Origin of the sequence: Mesorhizobium sp. M0011, from assembly GCF_040324155.1 — a bacterium.
Lineage (GTDB): Bacteria > Pseudomonadota > Alphaproteobacteria > Rhizobiales > Rhizobiaceae > Mesorhizobium.
On sequence record NZ_JAMYVQ010000025.1, the window covers coordinates 1 to 20,351 of the forward strand.

At 63.9% G+C, this 20,351-nt stretch carries 21 protein-coding genes and 1 pseudogene; 10 read left to right on the forward strand and 12 right to left on the reverse strand.

Annotated elements, in window-relative coordinates; genetic code table 11:
- Positions 1 to 71: 71 nt before the first annotated feature.
- Positions 72 to 797, reverse strand: a complete 726-nt coding sequence (locus NKK51_RS23795) for a GNAT family N-acetyltransferase (RefSeq protein ID WP_352554767.1) — start codon at positions 795 to 797, stop codon at positions 72 to 74.
- 168 nt (positions 798 to 965) lie between these two features.
- On the opposite strand from NKK51_RS23795, the gene NKK51_RS23800 reads away from it, so the two are divergent.
- From NKK51_RS23800 to NKK51_RS23815, 4 genes are read left to right on the forward strand one after another with little or no spacing between them, the layout of a single operon-like run.
- Positions 966 to 2,261 carry an ArgE/DapE family deacylase gene (locus tag NKK51_RS23800; protein ID WP_352554768.1) on the forward strand — a complete coding sequence of 432 codons (1,296 nt, stop codon included), beginning with the start codon at positions 966 to 968 and terminating at the stop codon, positions 2,259 to 2,261.
- Positions 2,258 to 3,316, forward strand: coding sequence for a phosphotransferase (locus NKK51_RS23805; protein WP_352554769.1), 1,059 nt, complete (start codon positions 2,258 to 2,260; stop codon positions 3,314 to 3,316). The genes NKK51_RS23800 and NKK51_RS23805 overlap by 4 nt, the downstream gene beginning before the upstream one ends.
- Positions 3,317 to 4,627 (forward strand): aspartate aminotransferase family protein, encoded by a 1,311-nt coding sequence (locus tag NKK51_RS23810; RefSeq protein ID WP_352554770.1) that lies wholly within the window; start codon positions 3,317 to 3,319, stop codon positions 4,625 to 4,627.
- Positions 4,628 to 4,643: 16 nt separating this feature from the next.
- Entirely contained in the window at positions 4,644 to 5,312 is a 669-nt protein-coding gene (locus tag NKK51_RS23815) for a GntR family transcriptional regulator (protein WP_352554771.1), read from the forward strand.
- Here NKK51_RS23815 and NKK51_RS23820 read toward each other — a convergent pair.
- The 5 genes and pseudogenes from NKK51_RS23820 to NKK51_RS23840 form a co-directional block, all read right to left on the reverse strand.
- A complete protein-coding gene (locus tag NKK51_RS23820) occupies positions 5,309 to 6,613 on the reverse strand; it encodes an NAD(P)/FAD-dependent oxidoreductase (RefSeq protein ID WP_352554772.1) in 1,305 nt (434 codons plus the stop codon). The two genes, NKK51_RS23815 and NKK51_RS23820, sit on opposite strands and share 4 nt — an antisense overlap.
- Positions 6,610 to 7,592: pseudogene (locus tag NKK51_RS23825) on the reverse strand (branched-chain amino acid ABC transporter permease). The gene NKK51_RS23820 and the pseudogene NKK51_RS23825 overlap by 4 nt, the downstream one beginning before the upstream one ends.
- Positions 7,589 to 8,497 (reverse strand): branched-chain amino acid ABC transporter permease, encoded by a 909-nt coding sequence (locus tag NKK51_RS23830; protein WP_352554773.1) that lies wholly within the window; start codon positions 8,495 to 8,497, stop codon positions 7,589 to 7,591. Before NKK51_RS23830 ends, NKK51_RS23825 begins: the two are co-directional and overlap by 4 nt.
- On the reverse strand, positions 8,494 to 9,243 hold the full coding sequence (locus tag NKK51_RS23835; RefSeq protein ID WP_128302371.1) for a branched-chain amino acid ABC transporter ATP-binding protein: 750 nt from the start codon (positions 9,241 to 9,243) through the stop codon (positions 8,494 to 8,496). Before NKK51_RS23835 ends, NKK51_RS23830 begins: the two co-directional genes overlap by 4 nt.
- Complete coding sequence (locus NKK51_RS23840; protein ID WP_352554774.1) at positions 9,240 to 10,037, reverse strand: ABC transporter ATP-binding protein; 798 nt, start codon at positions 10,035 to 10,037, stop codon at positions 9,240 to 9,242. The genes NKK51_RS23835 and NKK51_RS23840 overlap by 4 nt, the downstream gene beginning before the upstream one ends.
- Before the next feature lie 126 nt (positions 10,038 to 10,163).
- On the opposite strand from NKK51_RS23840, the gene NKK51_RS23845 reads away from it, so the two are divergent.
- Genes NKK51_RS23845 through NKK51_RS23870 form a run of 6 tightly spaced genes read left to right on the forward strand, consistent with a single transcriptional unit; the run spans position 10,164 to position 14,517 of the window.
- The gene (locus NKK51_RS23845; RefSeq protein ID WP_352554775.1) at positions 10,164 to 10,898 is read left to right on the forward strand and encodes a GntR family transcriptional regulator; all 735 of its coding nucleotides are present in this window, start codon (positions 10,164 to 10,166) and stop codon (positions 10,896 to 10,898) included.
- The gene (locus NKK51_RS23850; RefSeq protein WP_352554776.1) at positions 10,895 to 11,377 is read left to right on the forward strand and encodes a DUF3830 family protein; all 483 of its coding nucleotides are present in this window, start codon (positions 10,895 to 10,897) and stop codon (positions 11,375 to 11,377) included. The genes NKK51_RS23845 and NKK51_RS23850 overlap by 4 nt, the downstream gene beginning before the upstream one ends.
- A 1-nt stretch (position 11,378) precedes the next feature.
- Positions 11,379 to 11,732, forward strand: a complete 354-nt coding sequence (locus NKK51_RS23855) for a TIGR04076 family protein (RefSeq protein WP_352554777.1) — start codon at positions 11,379 to 11,381, stop codon at positions 11,730 to 11,732.
- Entirely contained in the window at positions 11,729 to 12,784 is a 1,056-nt protein-coding gene (locus NKK51_RS23860) for an aldo/keto reductase (RefSeq protein WP_352554778.1), read from the forward strand. Before NKK51_RS23855 ends, NKK51_RS23860 begins: the two co-directional genes overlap by 4 nt.
- Complete coding sequence (locus NKK51_RS23865) at positions 12,781 to 13,209, forward strand: DUF4440 domain-containing protein (protein WP_023808818.1); 429 nt, start codon at positions 12,781 to 12,783, stop codon at positions 13,207 to 13,209. Before NKK51_RS23860 ends, NKK51_RS23865 begins: the two co-directional genes overlap by 4 nt.
- Positions 13,210 to 13,257: 48 nt before the next feature.
- Complete coding sequence (locus NKK51_RS23870; protein ID WP_352554779.1) at positions 13,258 to 14,517, forward strand: ABC transporter substrate-binding protein; 1,260 nt, start codon at positions 13,258 to 13,260, stop codon at positions 14,515 to 14,517.
- A gap of 91 nt (positions 14,518 to 14,608) precedes the next feature.
- Here NKK51_RS23870 and NKK51_RS23875 read toward each other — a convergent pair whose 3' ends face one another.
- From NKK51_RS23875 to NKK51_RS23900, 6 genes are all read right to left on the reverse strand, one after another.
- A complete protein-coding gene (locus tag NKK51_RS23875) occupies positions 14,609 to 15,409 on the reverse strand; it encodes an ABC transporter permease (RefSeq protein ID WP_063171580.1) in 801 nt (266 codons plus the stop codon).
- Positions 15,406 to 16,278, reverse strand: a complete 873-nt coding sequence (locus NKK51_RS23880; RefSeq protein ID WP_352554780.1) for an ABC transporter permease — start codon at positions 16,276 to 16,278, stop codon at positions 15,406 to 15,408. Before NKK51_RS23880 ends, NKK51_RS23875 begins: the two co-directional genes overlap by 4 nt.
- Positions 16,275 to 17,378 carry an ABC transporter ATP-binding protein gene (locus tag NKK51_RS23885; RefSeq protein WP_352554781.1) on the reverse strand — a complete coding sequence of 368 codons (1,104 nt, stop codon included), beginning with the start codon at positions 17,376 to 17,378 and terminating at the stop codon, positions 16,275 to 16,277. The genes NKK51_RS23880 and NKK51_RS23885 overlap by 4 nt, the downstream gene beginning before the upstream one ends.
- A gap of 77 nt (positions 17,379 to 17,455) precedes the next feature.
- Positions 17,456 to 18,481, reverse strand: coding sequence for an ABC transporter substrate-binding protein (locus NKK51_RS23890; protein WP_352554782.1), 1,026 nt, complete (start codon positions 18,479 to 18,481; stop codon positions 17,456 to 17,458).
- A 52-nt stretch (positions 18,482 to 18,533) separates the two neighbouring features.
- Positions 18,534 to 19,532 (reverse strand): AraD1 family protein, encoded by a 999-nt coding sequence (gene araD1, locus NKK51_RS23895; protein WP_352554783.1) that lies wholly within the window; start codon positions 19,530 to 19,532, stop codon positions 18,534 to 18,536.
- 32 nt (positions 19,533 to 19,564) lie between these two features.
- The gene (locus tag NKK51_RS23900; RefSeq protein WP_027036135.1) at positions 19,565 to 20,341 is read right to left on the reverse strand and encodes an SDR family NAD(P)-dependent oxidoreductase; all 777 of its coding nucleotides are present in this window, start codon (positions 20,339 to 20,341) and stop codon (positions 19,565 to 19,567) included.
- Positions 20,342 to 20,351 lie beyond the last annotated feature (10 nt).

A 20,351-nucleotide genomic window follows, 5' to 3' on the forward strand; every position in this document is an offset into this window, starting at 1 on the left:
TGGCGCCACATCGGCCACCTCGTCGAAACCATCGAGGCAGCCGAATGCAAGAACTACTTCGAAAACGCAGGCTACGCTTCCGTCAAAATATGAAACGCTCTAGGTCCGTGCAACCTGCCGCTTTTCCGGGAAAGCGCGGCTCCCTTGCCATTGCTCCACTCCGTTTCGATCAGCGGAATCTGCGGTGCGGCATCGCGCGGCAAGGTTCCCTTGATCCGGGGATCGTCGATGATCTCAAATCCGGTCGCGAAGGGGACGAACCCGCAGGCACTGTAGAACCCGATGACACTGTGATGATCGAAGCTGCTTGTATGCAGCCAGATGCGGCTCGGGTTGAAACGCCATGCGAGGTCCAGTGCCCCGGCCATCAGCCGTTTGCCGAAACCCCTGCCGGTCAGGGACGGGAACAGGCCAAAATAGGTGATCTCGATCTCGCTGCTGTCGGCGACGAAGAATTCGACCATACCGAGATGCGCGCCGGTCTCGTCATGGCCGTAGTAGAGATGCTGGCGCGGGTCGGCGAAATGCTCGGTGATTTCGGCATCGGACATTTCGGAAACACGGTCCCAAAGCCAGGGCGCGCCGATCTCTAGGAAAATCGCCCGGTAGGAAGCGCAGTCGGGGGGCGTGATCCGTGTCATGGCCAAGGGGTGCGCGAGATCGGGCTGCGGCGAGCGCGCCTCCATCCACGTCACCGCATTGGCAAGCTTGCCCGCCGGCAGGCGATGGTAGCCAATGGCGAGATCGGTGATTTCGGCCGGCATCGTGTCTTCGGTGATCAACGCATTCCTCGTCATGTCTTCCAGAGATAGCAGTATCGGCTTGCTGCATCCGATGCCAACTCCCCAGACCATGGCAGCATTGAACGGCAAGTCCTGGACTGAAAGTTTGGCGCGTATGCCTCTTGCATTTCACAGAAATGGCATATGAGATATGATACACCATTCAGATGAAAGTGAAACATAATGCCTGAGCGGATTGCGGACGAGGCCATTCTCAGCGCGGTCGATGGCGGCTTCGCGCGGCAGGTAGCGTTTCTGCAAGACCTCGTGCATTTTCCTTCGCAGCGTGGTGAGGAACATGCCGCACAATCGTTCATGGCGGCTGCCTTTGAGGCTGACGGCTATGCCGTCGACATGTGGCGCGTCGATGTCGATGCGATTCGCGACCTGCCGGGTTTTTCACCCGTGGCAGTTTCTTATGACGACGCCTTCAATGTCGTTGCCACGCATACGCCGCGAAACGCGACCGGCCGCTCGCTGATCCTCAACGGCCATATCGATGTCGTGCCGACCGGACCGCTCGACCGCTGGGTGCGCGATCCCTACGATCCGGTGGTCCAGGACGGCTGGATGCATGGCCGCGGCGCCGGCGACATGAAGGCCGGCCTGTCCGCCTGCCTCTATGCGCTGGCCGCATTGCGCAGCCTTGGCTATCAGCCTGCCGCGAACGTGTATCTCCAGTCGGTGGTCGAGGAAGAATGCACCGGCAATGGCGCGCTCGCCTGCCTGCAGCGTGGCTACCGCGCCGACGCCGCTTTCATTCCCGAACCGCTGGAGCCGAGACTGATGCGGGCGCAGGTCGGGCCGATCTGGTTCCGGGTCGAGGTCGACGGCGATCCGCAGCATGCGTCGGGTGCATTCTCGGCCGGGGCCAATGCCATCGAAAAGGCGTTCGTCATCATCCAGGCGCTGAAGCAGCTCGAAATCGTCTGGAACGCGCGCAAGGTCGACGACAGGCATTTTCACGATCACCCGCACCCGATCCGCTTCAATCTCGGCAAGATCGAAGGCGGCGAATGGACATCGAGCGTTCCGGCGCGATGTGTCTTCGAGATGCGGGTCGCTACCTATCCCGGCCAGAAGCTCGAGGACGCCAGGGCCGAGCTTGAGGCCTGTATCGCCGAAGCGGCGCGTGCCGATCCGTTCCTGGCCAATCGCCCACCGATGATGACCTACAACGGCTTCATGGCCGAGGGCTATGTGCTGGAAGGCGCCGACGAGATGGAAGCCGTGCTGCGCCGCAGCCACACCGCCGTGTGGGGCGAGCCGCTGACGGAGCACGTCACCTCGGCGACCACTGATGCGCGCTTCTTCGGCCTCTATGCTGACACGCCGGCGATCGTCTACGGCCCGATCTGCCGCATGCCGCATGGCTATGACGAGGCCGTCGATCTCGACTCGGTGCGCAAGGTCACCCAGACGATCGCGCTGTTCATCGCCGACTGGTGCGGCCTCGAACCTATCGAGGCCAAGCCATGAATGCAGCCGTCCCCGATGCTTTCGGCGAAACGCTCGCCGAGGACGCGCCCCATGTCTCGACGACCGACGCGCTTGCCATCCTGCGCCGGCACTACGGGCTGACCGGCACCGCGCGTCCGCTGCCTAGCGAACGCGACCACAATTTCCACATCCAGGCCGACGGCGAGCGTGAGTTCGTTCTAAAGATCTCCCATCCGGCGGAAGAGGCCGGCTTCACCGATTTTCAGAACAAGGCGCTCGACCACATCCTTGCAGTCGACCCCACCTTGCCGGTTCCCTCGGTGCGCAAAAGCCTTGAGGGCGAAGCGCAATTTACGGCCAGTGTTGGTGGATCGGCACCGCGCATCGTCCGGCTGGTGACTTATCTGCCCGGTCAGCTGCTGTCGCGCTCGCCGACTTCAGAGGCGCAAGATCGCAATCTCGGCGTCTTCCTCGCCCGCCTTGGCCGGGGGTTGCGCGGCTTCTTCCATCCGGCCGCCGGCAGTGACCTGCTTTGGGATATCCGCAAGGTGGCCGAGACGCGGCCGATGATGACGCATATCACCGATCCCGGCCGGCGGGCGATGGTCGAGCGTGCGATCGACTCCTTCGAGCAGCACGCGGCGCCGGTCATCCCGAAACTGCGCGCCCAGATCGTCCACAACGACATGAACTCCTACAATGTGGTGATGGACGCCTCGCGGCCGGAGATCGTCAGCGGCATCCTCGATTTCGGCGACATGATCCATTCGCCGCTGATCTGCGACCTCGCCATCGGCGCCGTCTATCGCTGGCCGGCACAAGGCCATCCGCTGGCGCCGGCCGCGCGCTTTGTCGCCGGCTATCAGTCCGTGCAGCCGCTCGAGGAGGAAGAGATCAGCATTCTCTTCAATCTGATCCGTGCCCGCCTTGCGCTCATCGTCAACATCGCCAGTTGGCAGGCCGAGCGATTCCCGGCCAAACGCGACTACGTGCTGCGCCTCGCCACCGAGGTCTGGGCTTCGCTTGAAAAGCTTGATGGTCTGTCGTCCACCGATGCCCGCCGCTATTTTCTCGACCATTCCAATCCGGAGTAGATGCTCGTGTCCCAGTCCTCGCCATATCCTTCAAATGCCGACGCGGCTGCATCGGAGCGCGCGCTGCTCGAACGCCGCGCCAGGCTGCTTGGGCCGACCTACCGCGCCTTCTACCGCAATCCCATCCATCTTGTGCGCGGCAGCGGTGTGTGGCTCTACGATGCGCAGGGCCGCAAGTTCCTCGACGCCTACAACAACGTCGCCTCGGTCGGCCACTGCCATCCGCGTGTCGTCGAGGCGCTGTCGGGGCAGGCCGCCACGCTCAACACCCACACACGCTATCTCAGCGAAATCATCCTCGATTACGCGGAAAAACTCCTCGGCACCGTCCCGGCCCATCTCGGTCACGCCATGTTCACCTGTACCGGCAGCGAGGCCAACGACCTCGCCATCCGCATCGCCCAGCATTCCAGCGGCGGCACCGGGGTGATCATCACCGACTTCGCCTATCACGGCGCCACGATCGCAACGGCGCAGCTGTCGCCGGCGGCGGTCGGGGCAAAGGGCGTGCCCGCGCAGCACCGCACCGTGACAGCGCCGGACACGTTCCGCGACCATGGCCGGGCCGCGAATGATTTTGCGAAAAATGTCGCAGCAGCCATTGAGGACATGGGCGCAAGAAATGTCCGGCCGGCGGCGCTGCTCCTCGACTCGGCCTTTTCCAGCGACGGCATCTTCTTTCCGGATGCGGCGGTAATGCGCGAGGCGGCCGACAATGTAAAAAAGGCCGGCGGCATCGTCATTGCCGATGAGGTCCAGTCTGGCTTCGGCCGGCTCGGCCAGGGCATGTGGGGCTTCGCCAATTATGGCATCGAGCCGGACATCGTCACGATGGGCAAGCCGATCGGCGACGGGCATCCGATGGGTGCGGTGCTGGTGCGGCCGCAGCTTGTCGCCTCGTTCGGCTCGAACACCGGTTATTTCAACACTTTCGGCGGTAATCCCGTCGCGGCCGCCGTCGGCCTCGCCGTGCTTGAGGTGATCGAGGGCGAAGGTTTGATCGAGAATGCACGCAACGTCGGCGCCTATACGAGTGAACTGCTGCGCGCCCTGCATAGCCGGCATGGCGCGGTCGCCGATATCAGGCACAACGGCCTCTATTTCGGCGTCGAGCTGACGGCGGACGGTGACGAGGCGCTGGCCGCCACCAAGACATCGGCGGTCGTCGAAACCATGCGCGAGGACGGCGTGCTGATCTCGTCCTGCGGCCCGCGCGGCAATGTGCTGAAGATCAGGCCACCACTGCCCTTTGCCAGGGACAATGCCGAGCAACTGGCCGAGACGCTCGATCGCGCCCTGTCGAACTGGTGATCGGGGCGGGCCGCGCATGCTGAAGCTCGAACATCAAACCCTGAATGACCGCGCCTATGGCTCGCTCAAGCAGGAATTGATTTCCGGTGGCTTCAGCCCCGGGCAGACGCTGGTCATCCGCAAGCTCGCCGAGACCTTCGGCATCTCGACGACACCGATCCGCGAGGCGCTGCAGAGGCTTGTCGCCGAGCGGCTGCTCGAGATGCAGAACAACCGCTCGGTCATCGTGCCGTTGCTGTCCGCGCCTGCCTTCGAGGAGCTGACGCGCATCCGCATCGCCGTCGAGGGACTGGCGGGCGAGATGGCAGCGACCAGGATGACGGAGAGCGCGCTCGCTGACATCCAGGCCACGCTCGCCGGCATGCAGCGTGCCATCGAGGCCGGTGACGCTCGGGCCTATCTGACGCTGAACGAAGCGTTCCACTTTGCCATCTACCAGCAGGCCGGCGCGCCGATCCTGTTGAACATGATCCGCGACCTCTGGGGGCGGGTTGGACCCTATCTCAAGCTGCTGATGCAGGCCGATCGCTACATCCCGCACTCCAACGACGCGCATCGCAAGATCGTCGCCGCACTGGAGCAACGCAGCGGCCCCACTGTGCGGGTCTTCATAGAAGAGGACATCGCGATGGCGGCCGCCGTGCTGTCGGCAAACCTTGACGCTGCCAAGCTACTGTCGGCCTAGCTCGTCCTGTCCAGCCGATCGCGCAGCATGCTCCAGCCGAGCAGCATGTTGGGCGCGTGCCGCAGCAAGGCATGGAACGGGATTGGCGCCGGCGGCGCAAAGGGCAGCGACAGGTCGCGGGCCTCGGTTCCAGAGGCCCAGTCCGCCAGAACCTTGCCCATCGCCGTGGTCATGGCGATGCCGCGGCCGTTGCAGGCGCGCCCGGCGATCAGGCCTGGGCCGAGGTCGATTAGGTGCGGCAGGAAATCCGGTTCGACCGCGGCCATTCCCGACCAGCTATAGGCGAGTGGCGGCAGGTCGGGCAGATTGAGATGTCGGCCAAGCCTTCGCCAGATCGTCTGCGGTACGCGCGTGTCGGCACCGGTGCCAAGGATGTGCATGCCGCCGCTGATCAGCCGGTTGTCGGCGTCGAAGCGGAAGGTGAAGAGATTGCGCCTGGTGTCGCCGACACCTTGCCCACCGGGCAAGAGGCGCGCGCGGATTTCGGGCGGCAGCGGCGCCGTGGCGATCTGGAAAACCTTGAGCGGGAAATAGGTTCGCTGCAATGACGGATTGAGGGACCAGCCATAGGCGTTGGTGGCGATCAACACCTTTGCGGCGCGTACCGATCCCGCCGGCGTTTTCAGCACCCAGCCATCGGCTATGCGATCAACCGAGGTGACGCGCGTCAGCTCGAAGATATTCGCGCCGGCTTTCTCCGCCGCATCGGCGAGCCCGCGCGCGTACTCAACCGGATTGAGCACGCCGCCAGAACGATCCATCCAGCCGCCGGCATAGCCTGGCAGGCCCGTCAGCGCCTCGACATCCTGCCGATCCAATGTGACTGCCGGCCGGCCACGTTGCGCCCATTGCCCGGCACGTGACTTGACCTTCTCGAAGGCGGCAAGCGAATGCGCCGGCTGGATCCATCCGCTCTGCACCGCGTCGCAGTCGATGCCGTGCTGCCGGATCAGGCGGAACACCAGATCGGCACTGCCGGCGGCGAAATCGATCAGCCTTTCGCCGCGCGAAGGTCCGAGGTGGGCCAGTATGTCGGCCGGGTCCATCTTGGCGAAGTTCGGCACGACGAAGCCGGCATTCCTGCCGGTCGCGCCCCAGGCGATGAATTCGGCTTCGAGAACGGCGACGGAAAGTCCTTTCCCCGCGGCGTGCAGCGCGGTTGAAATGCCGGAAAAGCCGCCGCCGACGATGGCCAGGTCGACATCGAGCCCGCTCTGCAGCGCCGGCCGATTGCGGCGGTTGCGGCTGACGGCATGCCACAGCGACGCGCCTCGTGCCTCCTGCCGGATCACGGCATTCATGGGCTGGAACTGCTCTTGCCCGCAGCGATCTTTGCCCGCCTGCTGAAGCGGGACCGTCGCGGCCTGTCGCCGAAAAGGCCGTTCGGCCGGATCAGCAGGATGACGCAGAGCATGACGCCGATGGCGGCGATCTGCAGCGCGGCGGCGCGCGCCTGCTGTTCCGGCGGGAACAGGATGCTGGTCAGTGTGCCCGATCCGGCCCATATCGCCCAGACCAGGATGCTGCCGATGACGGCGCCGAGATTGCTGCCCGAGCCGCCGACGATCAGCATCACCCAGACCTGGAAGGTCAGGATCGGCAAATAATTGTCCGGCGCGATGAAGCCGGTGAAATGCGCCTGCAGCGCGCCGGCCAGCCCCATGATCGCGCCGCCGACGGCAAAGGCCTGGACGCGGTAGAAACGCGCGCTCTTGCCGAGTGAAATCGCGGCCCGCTCGTCCTCGCGCAGCGCCTTCAGCACGCGTCCCCAAGGGCTGCGCGACAGGTGCTCCAAGGCGAGATAGGCAATCAGTGTGACGGCCGAGACGACGGCAAGATTGGACAGATTGAATAGCAGCGGCGTTTCGGCGAGGCTGCCGAAGGGGCGCGGGATGAAGCCGATGCCGAACGGTCCGCCGGTCAGCTTCTGCGCGTTGAGCGCGACCAGTTGTACGACGACGGCGACGCCGAACGTTGTGATAGCCAGATAGTCGGATCGCAGCCGCAGCGTCGCCATGCCGGTAAGGGCCGCGGCTATGCCGCCCACGACCATGGCGCCGAGCCAGCCGACAAGGATCGGCAGACCGAAGCCGCCGAGCCGCGCGGCATCGTCCGGTGTGGTCAGCAGCGCCGATGTATAGGCGCCGATCCGACGAAGCCGGCGAGGCCGACATTGAACAGGCCGGTCAGCCCCCATTGCAGATTGAGCCCCAGCGTGACCAGCGAAAAGATCAGCGCGGTGGTCAGGAAGAAGGCGCCGTAGCCGAGCAGGTCCATCAGCGTTCCCTCACACCAAACAGGCCGATAGGCCGCACGAACAGCACCGCCATCAGGATGATGAAGGAGACGGCGGCGCGCCACTCGGCTCCGATCAGCTGTACTGCACCGGCTTCGGCGAACCCGATGATCAAGCCACCGAGCACCGCGCCAGGAATGCTGCCGATGCCGCCGAGAATGGCGGCAGCGAACATCGGCAGCAGCATGTCGAAACCCATGAACGGGCGGATCTGCACCAGGATGCCGATCATCACGCCGGCCACGCAGGCCAGCGCCCCGCCGATGACCCAGGTGACGCGCACCACGCTGGCGACATCGATGCCGACGATGCGGGCCAGTGCCGCGTTCTGGCTCAGGGCCTGCATCGAGCGGCCGGTCTGCGTGCGTGTCATCAACAGATGCACGCCGAGCACCAGCACCGCGGTCAGCAGCAGCAAGGCGATCTGGTCGGGCGTGATGCGGATGCCGAAGCCGACCGGCATGGCGATCTGGATCGCCCGGCTGAAATAGGTCGGCCGCGAGCTGAAGGTGAATTCAAGCAGGCTTCTCAGCGCCATCGAGGCGCCGAAGCTCGCCATCACCACGATGATTGCCTGGCCTTGTGAACGCAGCCGCGCGAACAGCACCTTGTCGAGCAGCAGCGCCAACAGGGCGGTGAAGGCCATGCCGACGACAAGCGCAACAATGAGCGGCCAGCCGAAGGACAGCGGTGTGATCGGCGCCACCTTGCCGAATGTCGCGCCGATGGCGCTGACGACGGCCAGCGTCGCATAGGTGCCCCAGGCCATGAAGTCGCCATGGGCGAAGTTCGAGAAGCGCAGGATCGAATAGGTGAGCGTCACGCCGATGGCGCCGAGGCCGATCATCGAACCCGTCAGCAATCCGTCGACGACAAATTGCAGGCTCATGCCGCACCTCCCGTGTCGGCCTTACGGGGGCGCTGGCCAAGATAGAGTTCGGCGACCACCGGATCGTTCCATAGTTCGGAGGCGATGCCCTCGTGCCGGTCCTTGCCTTCGACCAGCACATAGGCGCGGTCGCCGATGGCGAGTGCCGCCTTGGCATTCTGCTCGACCAAAAGGATGGTGACGCCGGACTTGCGGATGCCGGCCAGCATCTCGAACACCATCGAGACGAATTTCGGCGACAGGCCGGCCGACGGCTCGTCCAGAACCAGCACTTTGGGGTGGACGATCAGCGCGCGCGCGACGGCCAGCATCTGCCGCTGCCCGCCCGACAAATTGCCGGCGGCGGTGCGACGCTGGCGCACGAGATCGGGGAAGGCCGAATACATCTCCTCAATGCGGCCAGGGATCTCGCGCCGTTCGAGGATGCCGCAGGCGACTTTGAGATTGTCCTCGACCGACATCAGCGGAAAGATGTTTTCGGTCTGCGGCACGAAGGCAAGCCCGAGCCGAACCATGGTGTGGGCAGGCGCGGCCGTGATGTCCTTGCCGTCCAGAAACACCGTGCCGCCGGTGATCGGGACGAGGCCGGCGATTGCCTTGATGAAGCTCGACTTGCCGGCGCCGTTGGGGCCCAGCACGACGACGATCTCACCCTTGGCGACGATGATCGAGGCGCCGCGCACGATCGGCACGCCGGGCTCGTAGCCGGCCTCGAGGTCGCGGACATCGAGGACGATCTCGCTCATGCCGCGCCTCCGAGATAGGCCTCGATGACACGTGGGTCGCGGGCGACTTCCTCTGCCGTGCCTTCGCTGAGCAGCTGGCCGCTCGCCATGACGAGGACGCGATGGCAAAGCCGCGTCACCATGTCGATATTGTGCTCGATTAGCAGGAAGGTGATGCCGCGCGCATTGATGTCGCGGATGCGTTCGATGATGACTTCGAGCAGCGTCGCGTTGACTCCGGCGGCCGGTTCGTCGAGCAGGATGATCGCCGGGTCGGCCATCATGACGCGGGCGAGTTCGAGGAGCTTGCGCTGGCCGCCGGAAAGCACGCGCGCCGGCTCATGTGCGAGGCGGGTGAGGGTGACCAGTTCCAGCAGTTCGAGCGCCTTTGTCCTGGCGGCTCTTTCCTGCGCGGCGACGCGCCGTGGCGTCACGAAATTGGCGAGCAGCTTTTCGCCGGCCTGACCCTGTGCCGCCAGCATGATGTTTTCGATCAGCGTCAGATTGGGCAGCGGGCGCGGTATCTGGAAGGTGCGGCCGAGACCGCGTCCGATGCGCAGATGTGCGGCTTCGCCCGAGACTGGCGTACCGTTGAGAAGGATTTCACCGCTGGTCGGCAGGATGCTTCCGGCAAGCAGGTCGAACATCGTCGTCTTGCCGGCGCCGTTGGGGCCGATCAGGCCGAGGATTTCTCCCGCTTTGACTTCAAACGAGACATCGTTGACCGCGACAAGGCCGCCGAACCGCCTGACGACATTTCTTGCCGTCAGAACCGGCGCGCGGGTTTCCCCTTGCCGTTTGGTTGCCTCGCTCATCAAACCCTCTGGCCGAAGACGATCGTTGCCGCCTTCTGATTATGATTTGTGATCACACTTGCTTTGATCACGCTATTCGGCTTTAATTTCATCCGCAAGCCGAAAACCGGCCAAGAACGGAATTCCATGCAAAAGGCTGCCATCGAAAAGAACAACGAGGCGATCGCGGCCCAACTTGCGCCGGTCGGCCGCGAAACGGTGCAGGACCGCGTCTACTCCGAACTGCGCCGTGCCTTGATCGGCGGCCTGTTCGAGCCGAGCCAGGTGTTGACCATCCGTGGCCTGGCCGATGCGCTGATCACTTCGACCATGCCGGTGCGCGAGGCGCTCGGCCGGCTGATCACGGAAAAGGCGCTGGAGGCGCTGCCCAACCGTTCGGTGCGTGTGCCGCCGATCACATTGGAACGCCTCGATGATCTCTTGCGTGCCCGCATCCTGATCGAGGGCGAGGCGATCGCGCTGGCGGCCGCCCGCATGGGTCCGCGCCAGATCGCCACCATCGAAACCATTCTCGGCGAATGGGACGAGATGCGGGCGCTGAAACACAAGAAGGACGTCGATCGCGAAGTGACGCTCAACCAGAGCTTTCACTTCGAGATCTACCGCTCCTGCGGCTCGGCCGTGCTGATCCCGATGATCGAAAGCCTGTGGCTGCAATCAGGCCCCTGCATTCGTGTCGCCATCTACGCCTTCTCGGAAGCCGGCGAGGTCGACACCGCCCAGTATCACCGCCGCATCGTCACGGCGCTGTCCACGCAGGATGCGCAGGCCGCGCGTGAATCACTGGTCGCCGACATCAGCCGCCCCTTCACCTTCCTGCGCAGCAAGCTGCAGGCCGCCGCCGCGAAAGACCAGACATGACCGCCATCAGGATCACCGAGCCGCGCTCGCAGCTTTCCGTCACCGCATTGTTGCTGCCCGAGAAGGCACCGGAAAACGCTGCCTTCCTCTTGGCCTATCTCGGCACGCCACGCGTTGTTCCGGGCATCCACGCGATGTGGACGGGGCCGGAGATTTCCTGTCCGGTTCCACCAGCCGACCTCAAGGGCCAGGCCTATGCAAAACCGCTGCCGGCCGAGAACGCAACGCTGAACCCGCAGCCGGGCGACATCGTGCTGTCCTATGTGCCGCCACGCATGTGGGGCGGCAATCCCAATGCGATCTTCGACATCGGCCTCTATTACGGCCAGGGTGCGCGGCTCCTGTTCCCGATCGGCTGGCTGGCCGGCAGCGTGGTGGCGCAGGTGCGTGCCGGGGAGCGCGATCAGTTCGCCGCCGCTTGCGGCGGCATCCGGCGCAACGGCGCCTGCGATGTCACCTTCAGTCTGGTGGAGGCTTGACATGGCCGACGACAGTTTCGAGCTGTTCGATCTTCGCGTCGAGGTGGTCATCCCGGAGGGCAAGCCGATCTATTGCGGCGCCAGGGCCGGTGACTATTTCGAGCTCAAGGGCGAGATGCTGTCGATGCCGGCAGGGCAGGGGTTTTCGATCTATTCGCTCGCCGCCGTCTTGCCGCTGCTGGCGGCCAAGCAGCGCCCTACCGACAGGAACGACTGGATGACCTCGGACGCCGAGATCGCTTGTCCCGATCCCAATTGCGCCAGCCGGCTGCGGATTGTCAGGGTGGCCAAGCGACGGTTCAGCCACGCCGAGACGACGGCCGTGCCGCTGCCGAAGGAGGATGACCAGAGATGAGTGCCAAGACCTTCGAACTCGGCCCCGGCTACACCATCTCGCGCGTCATTCGCGGCGGCTGGCAGCTGGCTGGTGGCCACGGCGCCATCGACCGCAGCCAAGCGGTGGCCGATCTGATCGCCACTTTCGATGCCGGCATCTGGACCTATGATTGCGCCGACATCTACACCGGCGTCGAGGAACTCATCGGTGCCGCGCGCCTGCGGCTGGCCAGCGAGCGCGGCCTCGACGTCGCCGCCCGGATGAAGGTGCACACCAAGCTGGTGCCCGACCTCGAACGGCTGGCCAGCATCAGCCGCGACTACATCAGGGGCATCGTCGACCAGTCGCTGCGGCGGCTGAAGACCGAGCGGCTCGATCTCGTGCAGTTCCATTGGTGGGATTATGACCAGCCGCGCTATGTCGATGCGATGGGCTGGCTCAACGAGCTTCGGCTGGAAGGCAAGGTGCGCAATCTCGGCACCACCAATTTCGATACGCCGCGGCTCACCGAAATCCTCGCCGCCGGCATCCCGCTTGTCAGTCAACAGCTGCAGTATTCCGTGCTCGACCAGCGGCCGGGCAACAGCCTGGCGGCACTCGCAAAACAGAACGGCGTCGGCTTCCTCTGTTACGGCTCGGTTGCCGGCGGCTTCCTCAGCGACAAATGGCTCGGTGCGGCCGAACCCGCCACGCCGCTCGAAAACCGCTCGCTGGTCAAATACAAGCTGATCATCGATGATTTCGGCGGCTGGGATCTGTTCCAGCACCTGCTTCAGGCACTGAAAGCCGTTGGCGACCGCCACGGCGTCGACATTGCCACCATCGCCAGCGCCTGGGTGCTGGAACAGCCGCAAGTGGCGGCTGTCATCGTCGGTGCCCGCAACCAGGCGCACGCCATTGCCAATGCGAAAATCATGGACGTGGCGCTTGACGCCGAGGACCGGGCGCGGATTGCGGCCGTCATCGCGCAAGGCACGGGCCTGGAGGGCGACGTCTACACGCTGGAGCGCGACCGCCACGGACGCCACGGTTCGATCATGCACTACAACCTCAATGCGGGGAAGAAATGAGCGGCGAACCCTCCCTGTTTTCACGCGCCAGCGCCGAAATCATCGACCTGCACCGCTTCTTCGTCGACTGGTTCGTCGCCGCGCGCGCCAACACGGTGGACTTCGGCCGCTTCGAACGCGCCATGGGTAAAGACCTCAGCATGGTGGCGCCGGACGGGCAGGTCCTCGATCGCGAAGCGGTCGTCGACCATGTCCGCTCAAGCCGCGCCTCTTGCGACGACGGTTTTGCCATTTCGATCGAGGACATCCGGCCCGGCTGGCAGGACGCCGATACCATCGTCGTCCTTTATGTCGAAGCGCAGCTGCGCGCAGGCAAGCACAGCCGCCGCCAGTCGAGCGCCGTCTTCACCACCAGTTCATCGGCGCCCAACGGCGTCGAATGGCGACATCTGCATGAGACCTGGCTGCAGGTGCCGGAACGCTGAACAGGCTCCAGAATTCAAATACAGTCGAGTAACGAAAGGGGAACAACAATGACAAAGACGATACTCCAACTCACCACCGCGCTCGCCCTCGTCACGATGGTGGGTGCCGCGCAGGCAGCCGATTGCAAGATCACCGTCGGCCTCGTCATGGAGCTGACCGGACCGGCCGGCGAATATGGCCAGGCCGGCGCCAAGTCGGTCGAGATGGCCTTCCGCGACATCAACGGAGCCGGCGGTGTGCGCGGCTGCGATCTCGTCACCGACACGCGCGACAGCCAGAGCCAGGGCAACATCGCGGTCGATGCCGCCACCCAGCTGGTTCAGGTCAAGAAGGTGCCGGTCATCATCGGCGGCATCATCTCCTCGGTGTCGATCCCGATCCTGACCTCCGTCACCGCGCCAGCCAAGATCGTCCAGGTCTCGCCGGCTTCGTCCTCGCCGACGCTGACCGCGCTCGGCCGCGACGGCAAGACCAACGGTATCTTCTTCCGCACCATCACCTCGGATGCGCTGCAGGGCGTCGCCGCCGCCAAATACGCCGTCGACAAGGGTTTCAAGAAGCTGTCGATCATCCACGTCAACAACGATTTCGGCGTCAACATGGTGGCCGAATTCTCGCGTGCCTATAAAGCGCTCGGCGGCACCATCGTCTCCGACACGCCCTACAACGAGAAGCAGTCGAGCTATGCCTCCGAAGTCACGGCGGCGATGGCGGGCGAACCGGACGGGCTCTATCTCGTCAGCACGCCGGTCGACGGTGCAACGGTCGCCCGTACCTGGATCTCGCAGGGCGGCGTGCAGAAATTCCTGCTCAATGACGGCATGAACAGCCCTGATTTCATCGAATCCGTCGGCGCCGATTATCTGAAGGAAGCCTACGGCACCTCGTCCGGCACCAGCCCGACCGCCTCGACGGAGTATTTCACCAAGAACTACAAGGAATTCTCCGGCATCGAACCGACCAATCCGGCAGCCGACCGTTCCTATGACGCCGGCGCGATTGTTGGTCTCGCCATCGCCATTGCCGGCTCCGAGGATCCGGCCAAGATCAAGGACGCGATGTACAAGGCGGTCGATCCGGCCGGCACGCCGATCTTTGCCGGCAAGGAAGAGTTCGCCAAGGCGCTCGGCCTGATCAAGGACGGCAAGCCGATCCGCTACGAAGGCGTCATCGGTCCGGTCGCCTTCGATAAATATGGCGACATCACAGGCCCGTTCCGGCTGTGGAAGATCGTCGACGGCAAGGTGGCCACCGACGGCGAAATGACCACCGACGACGTCAACGCCCTGCAGGCGAAACTTCAGTAAGCACCATTCCGTTTGGTCCTGCATCGATTGTGTCAGCATCGATGCCGGACCAATACTATGGCTGCTTCATTGCTGCGTTCTTGCCCGGCACTCAAGTCCGTTCGGTCGCAACTTGCCTAGGGATGAGAAAGCGGGCGGCGAGCACGCAGAGCAGCACGGTGAACATCAGGATCAGCGCTACCAGCGCATTGATGTCAGGTGAGAAGCCAAGCCGCATCATTGCCCACAGCCTGACCGGCAGCGTGCTCTGCGTACCTGTGACCAGGATGGTGATCATCGTCTCGTCGAACGACAGCGCGAAGGCCAGGATGGCGCCGCCGACCATGGCGCTCGACAGGTTCGGCAGGATAATGCGCCAGAACGTTTGCCAGCCCGTGGCACCGAGATCGTAGGACGCTTCGACCAGCGTGCGGCTCATCGACTGCAGCCGCATCAGCACCGTGCGGTAGACGATCGCCAGCACGAAAACCGTATGCCCGATGACGACCGTCAGCAGCGAGCGTTCGAGGCCGATTTCGCGAAAGAAGATCAGCAGCGCCAGGCCGCTGATGATCGGCGGCATCAGGAACGGCAGGAAGATGATGAACTGCAGCAGCGAGCGTCCGGAACGGCGCCCATGATAATAGAGCGCCAGCAGCGTTCCGCTGACCACCGACAGGATGACGGTGCAGACGCCGACGATCAGCGTCGTGCGCAGAGCGGCCAATATGTCGTGGTTTTCAGCCAGTGCCACATAGGTCGCAAGCGTCGGCGACGACCAGTCGACAGAGCCATGCGAAATGGTGAAGAACGACGACACGATCGGCACGAACAGCGGGCTGTAGAGCAGCACCGCAACCAGTGTCGTGATCGCGGCCAGGAAGATCGTCGACAGTCGGGGCAGGGCGCTCATACCGACATCCCCCGGTTGCGCCCGAAGCGTTCACCGACAAGGATTGCCGCGATCACCACGATTGCCAGCGCCACCGACAACGCTGCGCCGAACGGCCAGTTGTAGGCCGTGCCGAACTGGCTGTAGAGGATGCGGCCGAAGGTGAAGCCGCTGATGCCGCCGACCATTTGCGGCGTCAGGAAATCGCCGATCGCCAGCACGAAGACGAAGCTCGCGGCCGAGGCGACGCCGGGCAGGCTGAGCGGCAAGGTGATGCGCAGGAAGGTCTGCAAGCCGCTGGCCCCCAGATCGTCCGAAGCGCGCAGCAGCACCTGCGGAATCCGCTCCAGCGACAGGAAGATCGGCAGGATGGCGAAGGGAATCAAAAGTAGTGTCAGCGTCAGCAGGATGGCGTTCATGTTGAACACGAAAAGCGTCGACGGCTCCTGCAGGACACCAAGCGCCACCAGCGCCTTGTTGAGGAAGCCGTTCAGGCCGAGGATGCTTCTGATCGCATAGATCTTGATGACGTAGCTCATCAGCAGCGGCACCAGCAGCAGCATCAGCAAGGCATAGCGCCAGCGGCCTTTCAGCGTCGTCAGGAAATAAGCGGCGGGATAGGCAAGCAGGATGCAGATGATGGCCACCGAGACGCACAGAACGATGGTGTTCCAGAACACCGGGAGAAAGATCGGATCGGTGAAGAACCTGACATAGTTGCCCAGTGACAAGCCGTAGACGATCGTGCCCTGGTCGACGCTGAAAAAGCTGTAGCCGAGGAAGATCGCCAGCGGCACCAGCACGAAGACCACCGGCAAGGCAAACGCCAGCACTGTCACCAGCAGCGACAGCCGTCTTTCCGCATGCTGTGTCGATCCGGCTTCGCTCATGCCAGCACCAGATGGCCTTCATGCGGCGCAAAAGAAAGCGATACAGCCTCGCCGGATTTGAGCGCGCTGCCGTCGACGCGGCTCGGGACGCGTAGCCGCAAGCGTTGCGCGGCATTGTCGGCGCCGACCATGATGGTGGCGACGGTCGACGAGCCACCAAAAGCCAGATCGGAGATCGTGCCGGAAAAACGGTTGTCGGTGTCCTTTGCATCTGCAAGGTGCAAGGCCTCTGGCCTGAATGCAGCATAGGCGCTGGCGCCATCCGCTGCGGCCTTCAAGTGCGGCTGGTCGCTGATCGAGCAAACCAGGCGGCCGAGCGTCGTCTCGATCGATCGCAACTCGCCCTGGACCGGTCCGAGTTTTCCGGCCACCAGATTGTTCTCGCCGAAGAAACGCGCGGCGAATTCGCAATTCGGTCTGTAGTAAAGGTCGTGCGGCGTGCCGAGCTGGCGGATATGGCCGGCCTCCATGACACAGATCCGGTCGGCCATACCGATGGCTTCTTCCTGGTCGTGGGTGACGAACAGGAAGGTGGTCTTGATCTCGCGCTGGATGGACTTCAGGAACACCTGCATCTGCCGGCGCAGTTCGAGGTCGAGCGCCGCCAGCGGCTCATCGAGCAGGATCAGGCGTGGCTGGCAGATCAGCGCACGGGCAAGCGCGACGCGCTGGCGCTGGCCGCCGGAGAGCTGCGCGGGAAAGCGGTCGGCGAAACGGCCGAGTTGGACCAGGTCCAGCGCTTCCGCGACACGGCGCGCGATTTCCTTGCGCTGGATATGTCGAACCGAAAGCCCGTAGCCGACATTGCCCGAAACGGTCAGGTGCGGGAACAGCGCATAGTCCTGGAACACGGTGTTGAACGGACGCCGGTTGATCGGCATGCGGCTGATGTCTTGCCCATCCAGGCGGATCTCGCCCGACGTCAGCGGTTCCAGCCCGCCGATCAGCCGCAGCACCGTGGTCTTGCCGGAGCCGGATGGTCCAAGAACGGTGAGGAACTCACCGTCCCGGATCGACAGGTCGATGTCGTGCAGCACGGGGACCGTGCCGTAGGATTTCGAGACGGACCGCAGCGTCAAGAGGTCGGTGTTCTGGTTCATGAAATACTCTCGCATACGCTTCGGCGGTCCGGAACCTCCGGACCGCCGGGTCCTTCGAAGGATAGTGTACGGAAAAATCAGGGCGTCGCCTTGACCTCGTTCCACATGTCCGACCGCTTGAGCGGGTCCTCGACATTGTTGAGCCAGACCAGCTTGTCGTTGCCGCCGGCGCTGCCGGTTTCCGTCACTGTGTTGCCGAAGCCGGTGCGCTCGGAAAGCTCGCCGCCGACCTTCTTGCTCAGCATGAAGTCGATCCATTTCTCGGCTGCCGCATTGTCACGGACACCCTTGGAAATGACCCAGTTGTCGAGCCAGGCGAGCGCGCCCTCGCTTGGATTGACGTAGGCGACATGGGCGCCGATCTTCTGCAGCGCCTTGACCTGCTGCTGGCCGTAATTGGCCCAGATCAGGGCCACGTCATTGTTCTGGTAGATCTGCTGCGCCTCGTCGGCGGTGGTGTAGAAGCTCAGCACGTTGCGCTTGAGTTCGACCAGCTTGGCCTTGACCGCCGCCATCTCCTCTTCGTTGAGGTTGAACGGATCCTTGTAGCCGAGCGTCAGTGCGGTGAACGAGAAATTGTGCTCGCCATTGTCATAAGCCAGCACCTTGCCCTTGTAGGCCGGGTCCCACAGAACCGACATCGAGGTCGGCGCCGGCTTGACCTTGTCGGTGTCGTAGATCAGGCCGATGGAGTCGAAGCAGAACGGAATGCCGTAGACCTTGCCGTCCTTGGTGACGCCGCTGACCGCCGTCAGGTCGCGGAAGCGCGGCAGCACTTCTTTCTGGTTGGCGAGCTTCGTGACGTCGATCGGCGACACCAGGTCGGCCTTGATGTAGCGCTGCAACTGGGCGGTGTTGACGGCGAAGACGTCGAAGTCCTGGCCTTCGCTGCCCTTGATCTTGGCCCAGATCTCGTCGTCGCTGCCGATGAAGACGACATCGACGCCGATGCCGGTCGCGGCGGTGAAGTCCTTGACCCAGTCGGCATCGGCGTAGCCGTCCCAGGCCAGTACCCGCAGGTTCGCGGCGAGTGCGGCCGATGTCATCAGGCCGATGCCGAGCCCGATTGTCGCTAGTCTTAAAAACGCTTTCTTCAGTCCCATTTTTAATCTCCCATTGTCGTTCTGGTGGACCGTAATTTTCGGGCCTGCGCCGTCACAGCTGGGTAACAGCGACCAGTCCCTCGTCCGGCACCGACACCATCCGGTTGCGCAGTGGCTTGCCGAATGTCTGTGCCTGGATTTCATACTCGTCGCCGGAAGCCGTCTTGACGCCGGAGGCGTAGCTCATCACCGCCGCGCCGAAGAAATAGGCATGCAGGTCGCCCGCCCTGCGGTGCATCGGGTAGCGGAAATGGAAGTGTTCGAGATTGGCGATCGAGTGCGACATGTGCGCTTCGCCCGACAGGAACTCCTGCTCCCAGATGACAGTGCCGTCGCGCAGGATGCGCGAATGGCCGCGCACTTCGTCGGGCAGGTCGCCGATCAGCAGTTCCGGACCGATCGAGCAGGAGCGAAGCTTGGAATGGGCGAGATAAAGGTAGTTCTCGCTCTCCGTCACGTGGTCGGAATATTCGTTGCCGAGCGCATAGCCGATGCGATAGGGGCGGCCGTCAGGCGCGTTGACATAAAGCCCCACGATCTCGGCTTCCTCTGCACCGGCTTTCGCGAATGCCGGCATCGGCAGCGGCGCGCCGGGCGGCACAACACAGGTGCCGACACCCTTGAAGAACCACTCCGGCTGGATGCCGATCTTGCCGGCGCCAGGCTTGCCGCCCTCCAGCCCCATGCGGAAGATTTTCAAGGAATCGGATTCGTCGGCACCGTCGCCATGGGTCAGGACATGCATCTGGTTGCGCGCGGCGGCACTTCCGGTGTGGGTCAGGCCGGTCCCGGTGACCACGAAGCGCGCCGGTTCCGGATGGTCGACCGGAGCGAGCACGCGGCCGTCGCGCAACAACTGGTCGTAGTCGATCGTCGCGGTGCTCGTCCGCTTCTCGACCAGCGCTGCGATGGAGGCGCCTTGGGCGATTGCCGCCTCGGCGAGTTCCAGCACGGAGCTGGTCTTGTCGAGCGGGTGCAGGTGATTGCCGTCGTCGGAGACGCGGCCGACCCGTCTGCTGCCGTCGGCCATTCTGAACTGAACAAGACGCATGAACTAACCTTCTTCCTTTGAAACCGTACGGGTCACACCCAGCCCGCATCGACGATGAATTGCTGGCTTGTGCACATGCGGCTGTCGTCGGCTGCGAGGAACAGCGCCATGCGTGCGATATCGGAGGGTTGCAGCCGGTCGGGCAGGCACTGCCGCTCCGCGATCTGGCGTTCGCCAGCCGGGTTCAGCCACAGCCGCATCTGGCGCTCTGTCATCACCCATCCCGGCACCATGCAGTTGACGCGAATGCGTTCGGGGCCGAGTTCGCGGGCCAGCGCCCGGGTCATGCCGTAAACAGCCGCTTTCGCGGTGACATAGGCTGGGCAATCCGGATCGCCGACCATCCAGGTGATGGAGCCGAAATTGATGATCGAGCCGCCGCCCAGCGCGCTCATCTGCGGACGCACCGCCTGGGCCGCGAAGAACTGGTGGCGCAAATTGACCGCCATGCGGTCGTCCCAATAGGCAACCGTCACGTCCTTGGTCTGGTGGCGGTCGTCATTGCCGGCATTGTTGCACAGCGCCTGGATAGGGCCGTTGTGCCGCATCGCCTGAACGGTTGCCGCCTGCAACTCTTCGACGTTGCGCAGGTCGCAAGGAATGAACAGCGGCGCGGCATGTCCCTCGGCCGCGATCGCGTCGACCAGGCGTTGGGATGGTTCTTCGGCCATGTCGACGAAGGCGACGCGGCTGCCTTGCGCGCAGAAATGGCGCACCAGGCTTTCGCCGATGCCACTGCCGCCGCCGGTTATGAAGACGCTGCGGCCCTTGAGGCTTGGATAGATCGCGTAGCCGATTTCATCCGTCATCGCGCGCCTC